The following is a 14,046-nucleotide window of genomic DNA, read 5'->3' on the forward strand; positions in this document are numbered from 1 at the left end:
GTATTCCTTACGGGTGGAATGCCCGCGCAAAGGTTGCGGAGACCTTAAACCGACCGCCCCCCACGGGGGTGGGCTTCGGATCGGCGCAGGTAAACAGCCCCAGATCGCCAAGCGGCGTAGACCATAGAAAGGCCTTGGCGCCGCCGTGCCGGTCGAAGAATTCCATGATTTTGCGGACCTGGGCCTTCGTGCCGGTTACGGTGATTGGGTAGCTGTCCTCTTTGTTGTTGGGACCATCTCCAACCACCTGCCGGTACCCGCCGCCAAACTTGGACTCGCGGACCCGGTAGGTGATGTCTGGCGTTTCGCCGCGCTGCGTCGGCCAGGTGAACGTCTCGATAGCCATCAGCGCCCTCCTTTAGTGTTTCGGTAGCTCACGCCGCCAGGCCGCCAAGAGTCCGTCACGGCTTTCTCCGCAGCGAGCTGAACCTGCTTCTGCAAGTTCTGCTGTAGAAGCGTGTGGTCGAGTTCCATGCCTTCGTTGCTACGGTCTTCAACGACTATGCTGACCGGCGCGGACACGCTTATCGCGGTGCCACCGCCCCCCCTTCCGACCGCCATAACCCCAAGCTGCCCGCCCGAAGTTCGAGTAAGCGGCATAATTGCCTCGTCGCCTGCCTCGCCCATCACGCCTATCTTGCCTCCGGCCATGCCGAAGGCCGTCGGAGTGCTCACGATCGAGTTGGTAAAGGCGCCGCCATTGGCGAACAGCTGCACCCCGTTACTCCATGCGCCGCCGTCAGCCTGTGCAGCACCCCAGGCATTGATGATTTCTGGGCTGTATCCCGCCTGGGTCGAACCTGCCGAGGTTGCTCCGCCACCGAAGTAGCTGGCCGCTGCCGATGCGCCAAAGTTCACAAGGCTACCCAACAGGCCAGAAGCAGCCTGCTGCGTAGCAATCCGGGCCATGTCGGCCAGTACCGATTTAGTGAAATCAGCGAACGAGAATTTGCCGGTTATGGCGAAGTTCGCGACCGCATCCTCCATCGAACTAAAGGCATTCGTGAACAGGGATCGCGTCTGCCCGGCAACATCCCGAGCCTGCTCCAGGTAGTTTTGAAAGGCCGACGACGCACCCTTGCGCCAATCACCCTGCGCGGCTGTCATCTGGTCGTAGTTGGCGATGGTGGTTTCCTGTAGGTCCTTCTCGGTCTTGCTCAGGGCCGCCAGCTTCTGGTTGTACTCATCGAGACTCATGCCGCGCGAGCCGTCGCCGTACTGGTTGGCCAGGTCCAGGCGCTGTTGGTTCATCCGATCAGTGATGCCGTTTTGCTGATCCTGCAAGCCGCGTTGGCGGTCGCCAAGCCCAAGACCGTCAGCGGAGCGCTGCCCCTGCAACCTCAGCGCCAGGACCTGCTGGTCGAGAGCATCGGTGTAGGTCTGCACTGCCCTGGCCTGCTTGGCCAGCCGGCCCTGCTCGTTGGTCGCCAGCACAGCAAGCTCGGTGTCGGCGTCCTTTTGAGCCTTGACCATGGCTGTCCTAGCATCGGCTATCTTCTGATCCAACTGGATGCGCTGCTGGGCGGTGGTGCTGCTACGCCCTTTGGCCTCCTCCAATGCCTTGATCTCAGCCTCGTAGGCGTTCGTGACCTCGGCCTTCTGCTGCTCGATGATCGCCGCCCGCTGGGAGGCGTAGGACTCCTGGGATATCAGCCCAGCCTTCTGCGCCGCCTCCAGTTCCTTCTGGTGGTTCTTGTACTCTGCCAGGATGGCGCTGAGCGCGTTCTTCTGATCGTTGAACCCCGAGAGGTCGACAGACCCTGTGCGCCCGACCGGATCCTTGAACTGCTTGGCGATGTCGGCTTGCACCCGGGCGATGTTCTCGGGCTTCAGGCGCTCGTCGTTCGGGCTGACCTTCCGGATCGCGTCCAGCGACCGGTTGTACTCCTTCAGAGCATCAGCCCGCTTCTCGGCGTTTGTCCTCGCTGATTTTTCCAACGCATCGATCTTGCCTATCGCAATGACGGCTGCCTGCTGCTGCTGAACATCCAGCTCCCGGGCCCTGGCAATCGCTTGCTGTGTGTCGCGCTGCTGGATCAGCCCCTTCAGCTCAAGGCTGGCGTTGGTGAGCTTTTTCTGGGCGTCGATGTCGTCAGCGTCGGCATTTACTGCGCTCTGCGCCGCTGCGACCTGGCGCTGCATTTCTACGATCCGACTCGCTATGTCCTGGTCCCGGCCCACATCATTCAGCGCGTCGACAGTTGCGGCAACCTCGCCCTTCAGCGACTTCCACCCGCGCTCCCACAGCGAAAGGTTCTCGGTGACCTCCTTACTGCGGGACTTGATTGTGTCGACGTAGGTATCCGTGAGGAGCTTTGTAGCCCCGATGGTGTCGCCCTGCTCCTTTAGGGCAACGATCTGCGAGTAGGTCGCAGCGGTGAGAAAGTTGTACTGCTCGTTGAGGTCTTTGGCAGCAGCCACCGGGTCCTTGCCGATTTTCACGAACTCGGCCACGGTCTCCTCGACCGCCTTGCCTGTCGCCGAGCGCCATTCCAGGGCCGCCTCAGTGATTCCAACAAAGCTGTCAGAGGCGATCTTCCCACTACCGGCCAGCTGGGTGAGCACCTCCGCCGCGGCGCCAGTGGTGCCGACGGTCGCCGCGACCTGACGCGCCATTCCTGACATCTGGTCTGCCGTCGTGCCGGCGGCATTGCCAGTCTTGATCAGTTCCTTCTGGAACCCGACCGCCTCCTCGCTGCCCGAGTAGTAGGCGTAGCCAAGGACAGTCATCGCGGCAGCCGCGACAGTAAAGGGATTCACCAGCCCCAAGACGTAGCCGCCCAGGGCCTTAACGGCCGGTCCGACGCCTCCAAACATGTCCTTGAGCTGGCCGCCCTGCTGCAGAAGAACTGTCAGCGGGGCCTGCCCGCCTTGCAGGGACACGACGATGTCGGTGAACTGCGCCGGCACGCCGCGCAATGCAGCAGCCGTGGCCTTGGCCGTCATTCCAGTCTTGCTCAGCGCAGTGTCGGCGCCGCCCAAGGCTGTGCGAGCCTGGTCGATCTTCGCTTGGTACTCGCCGAACGTCTCCGCATCGAGCGCGCCGCTGGTGCGGAAGCCCTTCAGCTTCTGCTCCATCTGATCCAGGCGGCTCATGGCTGCGACGGTAGGATCGATCTTGCCCAGCAGCTCTTCCAGCGCCTGGCCTTCTTCACGATGCGCGCCGGCGGCCTTCTTCGCTGCCTCCGCCTGGCGCTCTTCTGTAGCGATGAGGGCCTGGGCCCGGCTGTTGATAGCCGCCTGACGGCTGGCACTGTCCGACAGAACGGCGTTTGCCTGGGCGGTGACCTCGGCGCTCTGCTCGGTCGCCCGGTTCAGGGATTGGACGTACTGGCTGGCTTCCAGCGAGGCCTTGGCCACGGCCAGGATCCTGGCCTGCTGCTCGTCGGCGGATTCGGCGGCACGCCGGCCGGCCTGAGCGCCAGCATCCGTGGCGCTGGTGAGCGCCTCCTGCACCTTGCCCGCCTGCGCGGCCTCAGTCCGAAACGCCACCATGTTCGCTGCGGCGCTGCTGAACGCCGTGGAGGCGCTGGTAACAGCGCGCCCCACCGTAGCCATCTGCTGCGCCAGCTCGGTCTGCTTGGCGTTGAGCGCCTGCAGCTCTTGAACGATCTGTCGGGTGTCACCCTGTAGGCTGCCCAGGGCAGCCTCCCAGGCACGCCCGGTTCGTCCAGCCGACTCCTCACTGCGCTTACCGGCGTCCGTGAGGTGATCGAGGTTGTCCTTGGCCTCAACGGCATCACCGGAGTCGATCTGAAGACCGAGAGAGGCAATGGTGGTCATGATCTACTCCATCGATTCGGCCATGACGGCCAAGGCCTCAACCTCCATGACGCGGAGATCGGGAAAAATGTCAGTGAGGTTGCGGCGCTTGATGCCGAGCATCGAAGCAGTTGCTGGGATAGCGGTGTAGTCCAGGCCAGACGGGCCGCCAGAAGACACCCTCCACTGGGTTCCCAGGGCATCGAACAGGCGGAAGGCTGACCATGCGTCTGGCCAGACCTCCACCACCTCCTCCTCGATGTCATCAGGCGTCAGGCCCAGCGCCGCCAGTTGCTCGATGGAGGGACCCCGCTCATAGCATGCCCGGGCCGCCGCCCTCAGTTTCCCAGGCGGGCCGGGCTGTAGGCGGCCTGGAACGCATCGACGACCGCCTTCGGAGCGCCGGTGCAGGTGCGCACCAGATCTGCGATGGCCTCGGCACTGAACTCGTCCTCCAGATCCCAGCCAGTGACGATCTCGCCCAACTGCTCGGCCTGCAGGGCGATTTCACCGGTGGTGACCTCCTCCCAGGTTGCCCCGCCCTTCTGGGCCTTCTCCGCCCAGGCGTCGCGGGCCTTGTTCCAACGATCGAACATCGAGGACAGGGCCACGCGGTCCATGTAGCGGAATTGGAATTCCACGGGCGCCGGATCGGCGCCAATGCGCGGAACCTGCACCACCGCCGTGAACGTGGGGTTCTGCGCGATCTTGATCTTCGCCATGAGTACTCCTTACGCGCCGGCCAGGTAACGAAGCGAGCGAGCCGACAGGCCGACGCTGATGGTTCGGGTCATCACGTTGTTCCGCTCCATGGTTGGGTCGGGCGTGATGCTGACATAGCCCGGGTACAGGATCTGGTCGCCGTTGCGGAGTTTCATGCGGATCACCGTCAGCTCTTTCGAGGCGTCGTAGCCCTCCACGGTTTCGACGTAGGCAGCGCTGGGCTGGTCCTCAACCGAGATGGTCAGGGACCGCGGGTTGCGGTTCGACGGATACTGCTTGTCGTCGTCATCCTCCAGATACCCGACGGTGGTGTACTGCTGCTCACCACCTGCGGAGTTGAAACCGGTCACCTTGGAGATCTGCACCCAGTCCGACACAGGCAGAACGGAGCCGACGCCTGCGCCAGCGGTGAAGAACTCGGCGTCGCTGGTGTCCAGGCCGGCCAAAGAGAAGGCGTCGGCGGCGACACCGGAAGCCTTGACGGCTCGGTCGTTGATCAGCGCCCAGCCGGAGTTAACCAGCAGAATGTCGCCGTTCGCGATGTTGTGGCCGACTGCGGTAGCAACCGGCGGCTTTGCGTTGGATAGCGCGGTGAACGGGACGGCGGCGCCGATGACGCGTGCGATTTCCAGCACGGCGCCGTTTGGCAGCGGGAAGCGTGCGGCCATGTTGTGTTTCCTCTTGATAGCCCGCCGGGCGGCGGTTGGTTATGCCCCAGCGGGCGGTTGCTCCGCGACACCGCGGTAGGTGAAGCTGGCCGGAACCGTGTAGGTTGCCGACTCGGTGATGGTTGGGCCTTGGTCAACCGGTTCGGTGACCAGGCCCTCGAAGCCGTTGCGACTGAGCGACGAATCAACCCGGAAGAGGCTCGAAAGCTCATCGACCAGTGTCTCCGCGGTTGCCAGTGGCTGGCCCGCAGGGCAGACGATGCTCACCTGGTAGACACCGGTGTATTCGTAGGCCTCGCCGCCCAGGTAGCGGCAGGTGGTGCCCGCCGGCAGTTGGAATGCCTGCAGATAGGTTTCGTCGGGCCCGGCCTCGAATCCTTGCTCGAAGTTCGCGACCCGAATAGGGCGCGCCGAGGCCCAGGCCATCAACTTGATCTCGATGGCCTGTCTGGCACGTGCTTGGCTCATGCTCGATGTGTCCTGATGGCTTCTTCGACGATGCGCTGGAAGTCGGCGACGGTGACGCGCACCATGCCGCCAGGCGCCTGTGAACTGTGGCCGTACTCCAGGGGGATGGCATACGGCAGGTTGTTGACGATGTAGGCGACCTCGCCAGCGGAGAGATCACCGGCAGCCAGAAGAAGCCTGTCCAGCGTCTCTCCGGCGCTTTCGACGTCCTCGATCTCGCCTACAGCGGGGACGCCGGTGGTGAGCTGCCAGTTGCTGCGGAAGCGTCCACCCACATAGCCCTGGCCAACCCTTCGAACGCCAAACCCGAAGTTCTCGCGCTCCTCCCGCTTGGTCAGTGGCTTGCGTAACCGCAGGCCGCCCTTCAGGTTGCCGCTCTTGGTGTAGTTAGCCTGGTCGGACGTAATGCCGGCGTTGATGGCCGCCGCCTTCGCGTTGTAGGCCGCGATCTGCTCAGCTGCGCTGCCCTGAGCCTCGACGTTCACTTTCCAGAGATCAGGATTGCCGACCGGCGACATGGTCACCAACCTGCGGCCAACCATGATCACAACCTCGCGGAAGGTCAGGTCCATCGCCTCCTTGGCCGCCTCTGCAAACTGTTCCAGTTGCGCGGTGAATCCTCCGTCCAGGCCGCCGTAGCGGCTGGTCATATTCGAGCCGCGGGGCATGGTCACTTCCTCAGCTGAATGGTCCAGGTGGCCTTGGCCGCGTCCTGCCCGACATCCATCACCCGGTAGCCGCTGATGCGGTCACCCATGGCGGGCGTGGCAGGCTCTTCCGTGACCGCGTCGCCATCCTTCATGAGCAACTCGTTCTGCAGCGCCTTGAGGCGCACGTCTGACGCCAGGATGCGTGTACCGTCGATCTCCCGGGCCCTGTACTGGCCGAAGACACCGCGGCCGGCATAGTGCAGCGTCGTCGCCGGCGTATTCCCGCCCTTCTCGGGGTCATACGCCCCAGGCACCGACCGGCTGCCATCCACCGCCGTCACCGCGTCGGCCAGGTCCGTATCGAAGGCTCGCCCCAGATCGGCCTGCAACTCGCTTCGAAGCCCCATGTCACCCCCTGACGATCTTGACCTGACCGGTACCCAGATACCGCGCCAACAGGGCCAAGGCGAAGGATTCGCCCGCACTGATGGCCTTGGACGTACTCGAGTAGGTCTTGCTGCTCGACACGCCGTCAGCATCTACGGACTTGCTCAGCACGCCGGTTTCCTTCGCCTGGTACAGGTTGCCTGCTGCCGCCTCCACCGCCACCTCCGCGCCTGCCTGCACGACATCGGCGGGAACCGTGTCGAACTCGGGCAGGCCCTGGTTGGTAAGCCAGGTGTTGGCCATCAGCACCGCGCGCGCCTTCTTTTCATCCGGCGCCCAGGTCTGGCCCAGCAGTGCGTCCACCTGCTCGATGCCGATGTAGGTCGTCATTACGCGGCCTCGCCCAGCAGCTTCTGCAGGTCTTCCAGGCTGGCGTCAGGGGCGAACTGGATGCCCTTATCGGTCAGCGCGGCCTGCAGCTTTGCCTTCAGCTCGGCTTCTTCAACAGCTTTCTTTTCAGCAGCGGACTTGCTGGCCTTGGAGGCTTTACCCTCCTTGATCGGCTCGGGATGCTCATAGCCCTCCGGAGCGAACTTGGCGTCGATGATTTTGTAGCCCTTGCGACGCAGGTAGTTCTTGCGCTCTGCCGAGACCGGGTGCCGCTCGTAAATGATGCTCTCGCTCATGGCGATCTCCTTAGGATGGCGCCCCGAAGGGCGCAGTACCGGTTACTTGGTGGCGTCGCCGATGGTCATGACGCCGGCCGAACCCTTGATGCTGCTCGCCACCAGGTCCCAGTTGGTGCCGGTGGACAGTTCGGAGTTGGTCGGCGACTTGCCGCCGTTGGCGGTGTCCCAGGTGTAGCCCTTGAGGCCCAGGCCGAAGGTGTAGTCGGCCTGCATGGTGGTCTCGATGCGCTCCTTGCCGTTGGAGGTCTCGATGTTGGTGATCAGGTCGGAACCATCCATAACCATGGCCGCACCGTCGGCCAGGCTGAGCACCTTCTGCTTGTTCGGGGTGCCGGCCTCGTACAGCGCCGGGGCGTCGGTGACGATGACCGCCTTGCCCAGGACGTCGACGACCAGAACACCACCGGCCTGGAACAGCTGCTGGCTGTTGGCCAGGTTCTTGCCAATCAGGGCGTGGTACTGGGCTCCGGTCATGACCTGAGCGATCAGCCGTGCCGAAGCGTCGCCGAACAGCGCGTGGGCACCGTTGATGGCGATGTAATCGACGCCAGCGGTTGCCGACACGTCGTTGAGCGCGCCCGGCTGGTTGCCGATGGCTGCGACCAAGGCGGCGATGGCAGTATTCAGCTGGTCCGAGACGATTGCTTCGGACAGGTTGCGGCTGATGACCTCCAGCGCTTCCTCGGGGTTTTTCTGCACCCAGGACAGCTGTGCAGGCTCCCACAGGATCGGGCCGAAGCCTCCGGCGATCTTCACCGAGTCGTACTGCTTCTGCGACAGCGGGGTCGCCGCCTGGCTGCCGTTCGCGGCGTAGCGGTCAACGCGACGCTGAGCGCCGTGCAAGCCTGCCCAGAACGATTCCTGCAGGAAGTCACCGTCGATGCCCTGAGTGGTCAGGCGAATCGATCCAGCCGAGGCGGCATTGAACTTGTCGACATCCTGGGTCAGGGTTTCGATGGTGGCGTGGCGAAGGTATTCGTTGAACACCTTCATGTTCGAAAGGGCCATTGGGCCTCCTTATTCGCTTGCGATCAGGCCCTTCATGGCTTCCAGGCGCTCTGCCTTGGTGCCGCCGAAGTTGCCCTTGGTGGTTTTGGTGCTGCCACCGCCATTCGGAGCGCCGCCACCATTGGCGCCGGAACTCTTCAGGATGTGGTCGCGATGGGGGTACTGCGAGACGAGGGTTTCGAGCGCTTCGTTGAAGTCGGCCAGCTCGCCTGGGCGGCTGCGGCTGAAGATCTTCTGGCCCTGGGCGTCATAAGCGACGACCTTGCCCTCCTCGATCTTGAAGCTGCTGCCAAAGGTGGCCTGGACCATGTCGGCCGGTACCGCCATCTTCTCGGCGATGAACTGGGAGCGGGCGAAGCTGCCGCCGATCTTTTCGGCATACAACTGCTGCTCGAAGCCCTGCGCCTTGGTGTTGGCTTCGTCGAGCTGGGTCTGGAAGGCCTTGCTGATCTCGCCCTTCACCTTCTCGATCTCGCCGGCATCCACCAGCTTCTTGGCGTCGAGGTTGGCGACGATCTCCAGGGCTTTCTTGGCAGCCGCGGCATCCTCGATACCTTCGAACGCCTTGGCGGTCTTCTCGAAGCCGTCGGCGCGCTCGCGGTGCGACTTCGCTTCGGCATTCAGCCGGGTGATAGTGTTGCGGGTGCCTACAGCGTCGAAGGCGACCTCCTTGCCATCGTCCTCGACGTAGACCGGCTTGCCATCTTCGATCACGGCGTACTGCTTGCCATCCACTTCAACGGTTTTGAGTTTCATGTCGTCTCTCTGGGCCATCCGGCCAGTTGGTGAGCCATCCGGCCCCAGTTGCGCCCCGCCCATCCGGACTGCAGGCATAAAAAACCCCGGAACTAACCGAGGCTGCGTGGTAGTCACTTAAAAAAATCAGAGCTAGCCTTCTGCCCGTCCAAAACAGCCGGATTCAAGAGGATGGTTTGATGGTTGAAAATGCAACGAGCGTTAGATGGCCCACACTCATTACTGTGTTGGGACTAGTTGTGACTCTCTCTGGCGGCGTTATGACCTGGTACGCCAGCTATCGGTCGACAAAGCAAGCTGCCGCTGAAAGCTGCATAAAACGCGTAGACGAGCAGGAAATGCTCATTCGACAGAAAGCCGAACTGCTCTTGGCAAGCATTGCAGCCATGGGCAGCAAGTCTCAGGCCCCGAACTTAACACCAGAGGGTTTTCACTCTTTGGCTCAAGACGTTCTAGATAAGGCCATGCGCTTTACTGCGTATTCGCCGGTCGAGCTTGCGGCCCCAACCTACAAGCTGGCCGGGGTTATACAGCTCGGGTTGATGGCTCGCACGACAGAGCAAAAGCTTGCGTCAATAGAACAAGCGACTACTGCAATGTCAGGCTGGCCCAAGGCGTACTACGACCTGATGAGCAAATACAGCGAGAGAAGAACGGCTTGTTTACGATAACTTGGCATAGCCACACGAAATCGTAATGCGGGCTACTTCAAGCGCTCACGCAGTTGGTCAAGGGTAAGAAACTTCCCTTTGTCGTTGTAGAACGCGCCGAGTTTCAGCCCGCCCTCACGCATCAGCCGGCCACGCTCCGGGCCTAGGATCTCATCCTGGCGCGCTGCTGACTGCTTGCTCAGCCATTCGGCATAAGTGGTCGAATCCGGAACCTGCCCGTCCATGCTCGCCCGCGTTGCGCCGTCGCTGAAGCCCAAGGCCTTGGCGCTCTTGAGCACTGGAACCTTGGATGACCGGCAACAGAAGTGGATGCGCCCAGGCCCGGCCAGCCACGGGATCGTGTGGCCGATGGGCTTGTAGTTGCCCAGCGTGTACGGCAGTCGGTCACGTATCCGGCAGTCGCTTGATGTGTGGTTGTCCAGCGTACTCAGCCACTCAACGTGGCTGATGATGTCGCTGTTTGCCTCGTACGCTGCGTCGCTGGCTGTCTCAGCCGTGTGGGATACCGCAGACCGCACTACCGCCTGAACGTCGCGCCTGGCCTTCTGGAGGGCGCCGTCGGCGTATTGCTGAGCCCGGCTGCCCATGACCGTGCGCACGATCTCGGCAGTGGTACGCCCCTCGACCACGCCCGAGCGTACAGCGTCGCGCACTGCCGCAGCACGGCTGGACTCGATGCCGGCCATCCACTCCCTCAGCAGGCGACCCTGGAACGGTCGCGCCTGTGCGATCGCCTTCACTACACTGAACGCCGGGGAGACGACCGGATATGCCTCTTGCACCAGAGTCGGGAGAACGGCCCGCAGCGCGCTCTGCTGGAACGCCAACTCGTAGCTGATCAGCCCGTCGGTCACCTGGTACATAGCCAGGCGGATCTCGACGAAGGTCTGCTGGTTGATCCGCAGTACCGTTGACAGTGCGATATCCACGGCTGCAGCCGAGAGATCCGCCCCCAGGTTCTCGATCGCCTCAATCAGGGCGGCCCGCAGATCGGCATCCTTGCTGTTCAGGATCCTGATGATCGCCACGACCTGGCTGTTGCTCAGCCTGGACAGGTCAACCTCATGGCCGATTAGCTCGTCCAGCAGCTTCTCGTTGGCCGTCTTCATCACAGCGTACCGAGGGCCGGGCCCTGGGCCTCAATCTTCGCCAGCTCCTCTTCCCAGTCGTACTCATCACTGATCACTCCGCGCCGCTGCATCTCGGTGAACAGCGTCTCCTTGCTGATCATCCCGGCATTGGCCATGGACACCAGCGTCGGCAGCGACACCTCCGGCATGTAGTCGACATCGAAATTGCCGCGCATCTCGACGGTTCCGCCATCGCCCAAGCCGCGATAATCGGCCATGAACTGGAGCAGCTGCGCCAGACAGTCGGCGAAGTGGTGCGCCATGCGTGCGAGCGGGGACAGTTCCTGCGCCGCCTCATCCTCCGCCTGGGTGGCGGTCTTGGTGGACGTCTTGTCCGGCGTCAGCAGCTTTGCCCCGGTCATGCGCATCTCGTTGATCAGGTCCTGCAGTGCCGTGCGGCCAGATTCAACGGCCTGGCCGGTGTGCTCGACGTACTTGAGGTCACCATCCTTGGGCAGATCGGTCAGCTGGCCGGTGCCCACCTTGAACTCTGGCGGGATCACCTTCCCCTGGTTGTCGTACTGGGTCTGGATGCCGATGCGCACCAAGATCGGCACGCGGATAACGTGGAGGATGTTGTCCTGGTCGCTCTGGCTCTGCCAGTGCTTCACGTTCAGGTGTGCCAGTTCAATCAGCGGCGGCTTGGCCGTCATGAAGCCGGTCCGGCCCGTGTAGAACGTGACCCATGGGATCGCGGTCAGGCTGTTGGTGCCTTCCTCGTGCAGCTCCCAGGTACCGCCATCTGCGGACTGCTTGCCCCGTACGGCCTTGGCCGACCTGCGATAGGTTCGCCATGATCCTGGCTCCAGCACGCGAATCTGCTCGATGCACTTGGCGCCGAACTCCCCATCCTCTTCCTCGACCACCTCGATGTAGCGGACCATGGTCAGCACGCCGCCCTTAGAGCGCCATCCCAGCACCTGCTCAGGCCTCACCATCACCACATAGGGGCGAACACCGGCGGCCTGCTCGTCGGCCTGGGTCTTCAGTTCGCCCGCGGGCGGGTGATCGACGAAGGCATGGCACAGACCGTGGCTCAGCCCCTCGGTGAAGAAGCCAACCGCCCAGGAATTCAGGTCGTTGCCGGCGTGATCAATGTCCGTGGTCATCTGGACAATGGCCTCTGGCACATCGTCGCCCACCTGCAGCGGCTCGGCGAACACTCGGGAGGTCATGTTGCCCACGGTCTCGGAGTACGCCGGCAGCAGCGTTGAAAGGCGCAGGCGCTCTTTGTAGGCTTCGTCGTCTTCGGCTGGGTACTGCGGCAGCAGGGCTTTGCCCGCGGCGCGCATTGCCATGGTTCCGCCCATGAGCGGCGAGATCACGGCCCAGTAGGCGCGCATCGCGTCGACAGCGGGCAGCGTGATGCTCGGGTTATCGCTCATATTCACATTCTCAGGGACTGGGTCGTGAAGATCGGTCGTTCAATTGGGTAGTCGTGGTGGATGAAATAGCCGCCCGCGTCGTTCGCGTGGTCCACGCCGGATTTCTTGTCAGGCTCGCCGTTGGCGGCCCATACCTGTTGCTCCAGCCCGTCCGCATAGGTAGGGCAGCGCAGCGGGTTGATCAGGTATCGGCGCTCGCCGTTCGCGTTGCAGAACATCGCGTTCATGGCATTGATACGGTCCTTCACCGGCGGGTTGGCGTCGGGGGCGATCACGCTGAAGCCGGCCTGGCGCAAGATGGCGATGTCGGTCTCGCTGGCGTTCACCGACTTGCGCGACCCGCCAGAGGCGTCAGGGTAAATCCTGATCTCGCAGGTCTTCGCGTAGTCCCGTCCGTTGTGCCGCCAGTAGCGCTCCTTGATCCGCCGGATCATGTCCGGGGTATCGAAGCCATCGATCAGTTCATCCACTGCCCTGGGCTTGCCGTCAGGCCGTTTGACATGGACGATCGCCGCCATCTTGCCGACGTTGAAGTCCATGCCGATGAACAGGGGCTCTCCAGGCTCTACGGTGTCGAAGCAGGAGTTCAGCTTCCGGTCGTAAGCGTGGTAAATCGACCCGGAGTTCAGGTTGACGAACTGGCCGTTCAGATAGGCCAGGATCAGCTGGGCCGGGTACGACTCCATCAGCGACGGGATGTAGTCGGGCGGCAGGTTCAGCTCGTTGTCGAACGTGCTGGCCTGCACCAGGCCATACATGCCCTGCAGGGCCGGCTTCTCGCGCAGTTGCTTCACGAACTGCTGGTAGACGAACTTGAACCCCTCGGGGGTGGTCGTCACATCCACGCCGTTCTTCAACCCAGGCACGTTGTAGCGCATCCGGGCAATGATCTTGCGCCAGGCGTGTTCGGCCTTCAGCGCGGGCAGGACATCGAGTTCGTCGACCAGGGCGTGCCCGATCTTGAAGCCGACGATGGTCTGCGGCTTCTCCATCGAGCGGCAGATGGTCGTGCTGCGGTACTGGCCGCCGCTGTAGAACTCGACCTCCTTGTCGCTCTCCTTCGTCTTGACCTTCAGGCCCCAGTCGAAGGCGACCTCCTCAATGGTCGGGAAGAAGATATCGCGGATTTGCGGGTACGTCGGGGCGAAGTAGCCGGAGTCAATCCGGGGCCACTCCCACACGTGCTTGCACAGCGCGGCACAGCCGACCCAGGTCTTGCCCGAGCCGAACCCGGCCACGAAGCCGCGGAACTTGTTCTCCATCCGGAGGAAGTTGGCCTGGGGCACGTTAAGCGACGGCATCAGGCTTCCTCGCATCCACCACATCGACCTGCACCCGGGTGGGCGGCACGTTATCGTGGGGATTCTCGTTCTTGGTCTGGCGGTTCACGTAGACATCGCCGACCTCTTTGGCCGCCTGCTCCAGAAGCTGGGCAGTCAGGGCCATGTTCTTCATGTTCTCGGCCTTCTCGGCCATCCGCCCAAGCACACGCAGCCGGAATGCCCGGTTGGCAATGGGAATCTCAGAGGTTTCTTCGCGGAAACGCTTGCGGGTGTCCTCGAATAGCGTTCGCCATTTGGCCGCCAGGTTCGCCCCAGCACGCTTGGTTGGGTCGTGCTGCTCGACCTGCTGACGGGTCACGTCGATGTCGAATTCTTGCTTGACGGCTTGTGAGACCTGGGTAGGCGTGTCAAAGCACGCCAAAGCCTGAACGATGAAGGCTTTTACATCGCTTGTCAGGGCTGCCAT

The 14,046-nt window shown here is 62.8% G+C and carries 17 protein-coding genes; 1 reads left to right on the forward strand and 16 read right to left on the reverse strand.

Features of this window, described 5'->3' with window-relative positions; all coding sequences use genetic code 11:
- Nucleotides 1–7 precede the first annotated feature (7 nt).
- The 12 genes from HG549_RS16120 to HG549_RS16175 all read right to left on the reverse strand — a co-directional run bounded on the left by HG549_RS16120 (nucleotide 8) and on the right by HG549_RS16175 (nucleotide 9,111).
- Complete coding sequence (locus HG549_RS16120) at nucleotides 8–346, reverse strand: phage tail protein (RefSeq protein ID WP_170030481.1); 339 nt, start codon at nucleotides 344–346, stop codon at nucleotides 8–10.
- On the reverse strand, nucleotides 346–3,783 hold the full coding sequence (locus tag HG549_RS16125) for a phage tail tape measure protein (protein ID WP_170030482.1): 3,438 nt from the start codon (nucleotides 3,781–3,783) through the stop codon (nucleotides 346–348). The genes HG549_RS16120 and HG549_RS16125 overlap by 1 nt, the downstream gene beginning before the upstream one ends.
- Before the next feature lie 3 nt (nucleotides 3,784–3,786).
- On the reverse strand, nucleotides 3,787–4,008 hold the full coding sequence (locus HG549_RS16130; protein ID WP_372241525.1) for a DUF1799 domain-containing protein: 222 nt from the start codon (nucleotides 4,006–4,008) through the stop codon (nucleotides 3,787–3,789).
- 92 nt (nucleotides 4,009–4,100) lie between these two features.
- Entirely contained in the window at nucleotides 4,101–4,484 is a 384-nt protein-coding gene (locus HG549_RS16135; protein WP_170030483.1) for a phage tail assembly chaperone, read from the reverse strand.
- A gap of 9 nt (nucleotides 4,485–4,493) precedes the next feature.
- Complete coding sequence (locus HG549_RS16140; RefSeq protein ID WP_170030484.1) at nucleotides 4,494–5,153, reverse strand: phage tail protein; 660 nt, start codon at nucleotides 5,151–5,153, stop codon at nucleotides 4,494–4,496.
- Nucleotides 5,154–5,192: 39 nt separating this feature from the next.
- Nucleotides 5,193–5,621 (reverse strand): phage tail terminator-like protein, encoded by a 429-nt coding sequence (locus HG549_RS16145; protein ID WP_170030485.1) that lies wholly within the window; start codon nucleotides 5,619–5,621, stop codon nucleotides 5,193–5,195.
- A complete protein-coding gene (locus HG549_RS16150) occupies nucleotides 5,618–6,289 on the reverse strand; it encodes a hypothetical protein (RefSeq protein ID WP_170030486.1) in 672 nt (223 codons plus the stop codon). Before HG549_RS16150 ends, HG549_RS16145 begins: the two co-directional genes overlap by 4 nt.
- A gap of 2 nt (nucleotides 6,290–6,291) precedes the next feature.
- Nucleotides 6,292–6,678, reverse strand: a complete 387-nt coding sequence (locus HG549_RS16155; RefSeq protein WP_170030487.1) for a hypothetical protein — start codon at nucleotides 6,676–6,678, stop codon at nucleotides 6,292–6,294.
- 1 nt (nucleotide 6,679) lies between these two features.
- Entirely contained in the window at nucleotides 6,680–7,048 is a 369-nt protein-coding gene (locus tag HG549_RS16160; RefSeq protein ID WP_170030488.1) for a hypothetical protein, read from the reverse strand.
- A complete protein-coding gene (locus HG549_RS16165) occupies nucleotides 7,048–7,344 on the reverse strand; it encodes a hypothetical protein (protein WP_170030489.1) in 297 nt (98 codons plus the stop codon). The genes HG549_RS16160 and HG549_RS16165 overlap by 1 nt, the downstream gene beginning before the upstream one ends.
- A 42-nt stretch (nucleotides 7,345–7,386) precedes the next feature.
- Nucleotides 7,387–8,355 (reverse strand): major capsid protein, encoded by a 969-nt coding sequence (locus HG549_RS16170; RefSeq protein ID WP_170030490.1) that lies wholly within the window; start codon nucleotides 8,353–8,355, stop codon nucleotides 7,387–7,389.
- A 9-nt stretch (nucleotides 8,356–8,364) separates the two neighbouring features.
- A complete protein-coding gene (locus HG549_RS16175) occupies nucleotides 8,365–9,111 on the reverse strand; it encodes a DUF6651 domain-containing protein (RefSeq protein ID WP_170030491.1) in 747 nt (248 codons plus the stop codon).
- 260 nt (nucleotides 9,112–9,371) lie between these two features.
- On the opposite strand from HG549_RS16175, the gene HG549_RS16180 reads away from it, so the two are divergent.
- Complete coding sequence (locus HG549_RS16180; RefSeq protein WP_170030492.1) at nucleotides 9,372–9,782, forward strand: hypothetical protein; 411 nt, start codon at nucleotides 9,372–9,374, stop codon at nucleotides 9,780–9,782.
- A 32-nt stretch (nucleotides 9,783–9,814) separates the two neighbouring features.
- Here HG549_RS16180 and HG549_RS16185 read toward each other — a convergent pair whose 3' ends face one another.
- From HG549_RS16185 to HG549_RS16200, 4 genes are read right to left on the reverse strand one after another with little or no spacing between them, the layout of a single operon-like run.
- The gene (locus HG549_RS16185; protein WP_170030493.1) at nucleotides 9,815–10,891 is read right to left on the reverse strand and encodes a hypothetical protein; all 1,077 of its coding nucleotides are present in this window, start codon (nucleotides 10,889–10,891) and stop codon (nucleotides 9,815–9,817) included.
- Entirely contained in the window at nucleotides 10,891–12,297 is a 1,407-nt protein-coding gene (locus HG549_RS16190; RefSeq protein WP_170030494.1) for a DUF4055 domain-containing protein, read from the reverse strand. Before HG549_RS16190 ends, HG549_RS16185 begins: the two co-directional genes overlap by 1 nt.
- A gap of 2 nt (nucleotides 12,298–12,299) precedes the next feature.
- Nucleotides 12,300–13,598 carry a terminase large subunit domain-containing protein gene (locus tag HG549_RS16195; protein WP_170030495.1) on the reverse strand — a complete coding sequence of 433 codons (1,299 nt, stop codon included), beginning with the start codon at nucleotides 13,596–13,598 and terminating at the stop codon, nucleotides 12,300–12,302.
- A complete protein-coding gene (locus HG549_RS16200) occupies nucleotides 13,585–14,046 on the reverse strand; it encodes a DUF2280 domain-containing protein (protein WP_170030496.1) in 462 nt (153 codons plus the stop codon). The genes HG549_RS16195 and HG549_RS16200 overlap by 14 nt, the downstream gene beginning before the upstream one ends.

Source organism: Pseudomonas sp. SK (genome assembly GCF_012975065.1).
Taxonomy (GTDB): Bacteria; Pseudomonadota; Gammaproteobacteria; order Pseudomonadales; family Pseudomonadaceae; genus Aquipseudomonas; species Aquipseudomonas anuradhapurensis.

Excerpts from the sequence above, each read along its gene's own strand:
- HG549_RS16120 (WP_170030481.1), bottom strand. The coding sequence starts at position 346 with ATGGCTATCGAGACGTTCACCTGGCCGACGCAGCGCGGCGAAACGCCA.
- HG549_RS16125 (WP_170030482.1), bottom strand. The coding sequence starts at position 3,783 with ATGACCACCATTGCCTCTCTCGGTCTTCAGATCGACTCCGGTGATGCC.
- HG549_RS16135 (WP_170030483.1), bottom strand. The coding sequence starts at position 4,484 with ATGGCGAAGATCAAGATCGCGCAGAACCCCACGTTCACGGCGGTGGTG.
- HG549_RS16140 (WP_170030484.1), bottom strand. The coding sequence starts at position 5,153 with ATGGCCGCACGCTTCCCGCTGCCAAACGGCGCCGTGCTGGAAATCGCA.
- HG549_RS16145 (WP_170030485.1), bottom strand. The coding sequence starts at position 5,621 with ATGAGCCAAGCACGTGCCAGACAGGCCATCGAGATCAAGTTGATGGCC.
- HG549_RS16150 (WP_170030486.1), bottom strand. The coding sequence starts at position 6,289 with ATGCCCCGCGGCTCGAATATGACCAGCCGCTACGGCGGCCTGGACGGA.
- HG549_RS16155 (WP_170030487.1), bottom strand. The coding sequence starts at position 6,678 with ATGGGGCTTCGAAGCGAGTTGCAGGCCGATCTGGGGCGAGCCTTCGAT.
- HG549_RS16160 (WP_170030488.1), bottom strand. The coding sequence starts at position 7,048 with ATGACGACCTACATCGGCATCGAGCAGGTGGACGCACTGCTGGGCCAG.
- HG549_RS16165 (WP_170030489.1), bottom strand. The coding sequence starts at position 7,344 with ATGAGCGAGAGCATCATTTACGAGCGGCACCCGGTCTCGGCAGAGCGC.
- HG549_RS16170 (WP_170030490.1), bottom strand. The coding sequence starts at position 8,355 with ATGGCCCTTTCGAACATGAAGGTGTTCAACGAATACCTTCGCCACGCC.
- HG549_RS16175 (WP_170030491.1), bottom strand. The coding sequence starts at position 9,111 with ATGAAACTCAAAACCGTTGAAGTGGATGGCAAGCAGTACGCCGTGATC.
- HG549_RS16180 (WP_170030492.1), top strand. The coding sequence starts at position 9,372 with ATGACCTGGTACGCCAGCTATCGGTCGACAAAGCAAGCTGCCGCTGAA.
- HG549_RS16185 (WP_170030493.1), bottom strand. The coding sequence starts at position 10,891 with ATGAAGACGGCCAACGAGAAGCTGCTGGACGAGCTAATCGGCCATGAG.
- HG549_RS16190 (WP_170030494.1), bottom strand. The coding sequence starts at position 12,297 with ATGAGCGATAACCCGAGCATCACGCTGCCCGCTGTCGACGCGATGCGC.
- HG549_RS16195 (WP_170030495.1), bottom strand. The coding sequence starts at position 13,598 with ATGCCGTCGCTTAACGTGCCCCAGGCCAACTTCCTCCGGATGGAGAAC.
- HG549_RS16200 (WP_170030496.1), bottom strand. The coding sequence starts at position 14,046 with ATGGCAGCCCTGACAAGCGATGTAAAAGCCTTCATCGTTCAGGCTTTG.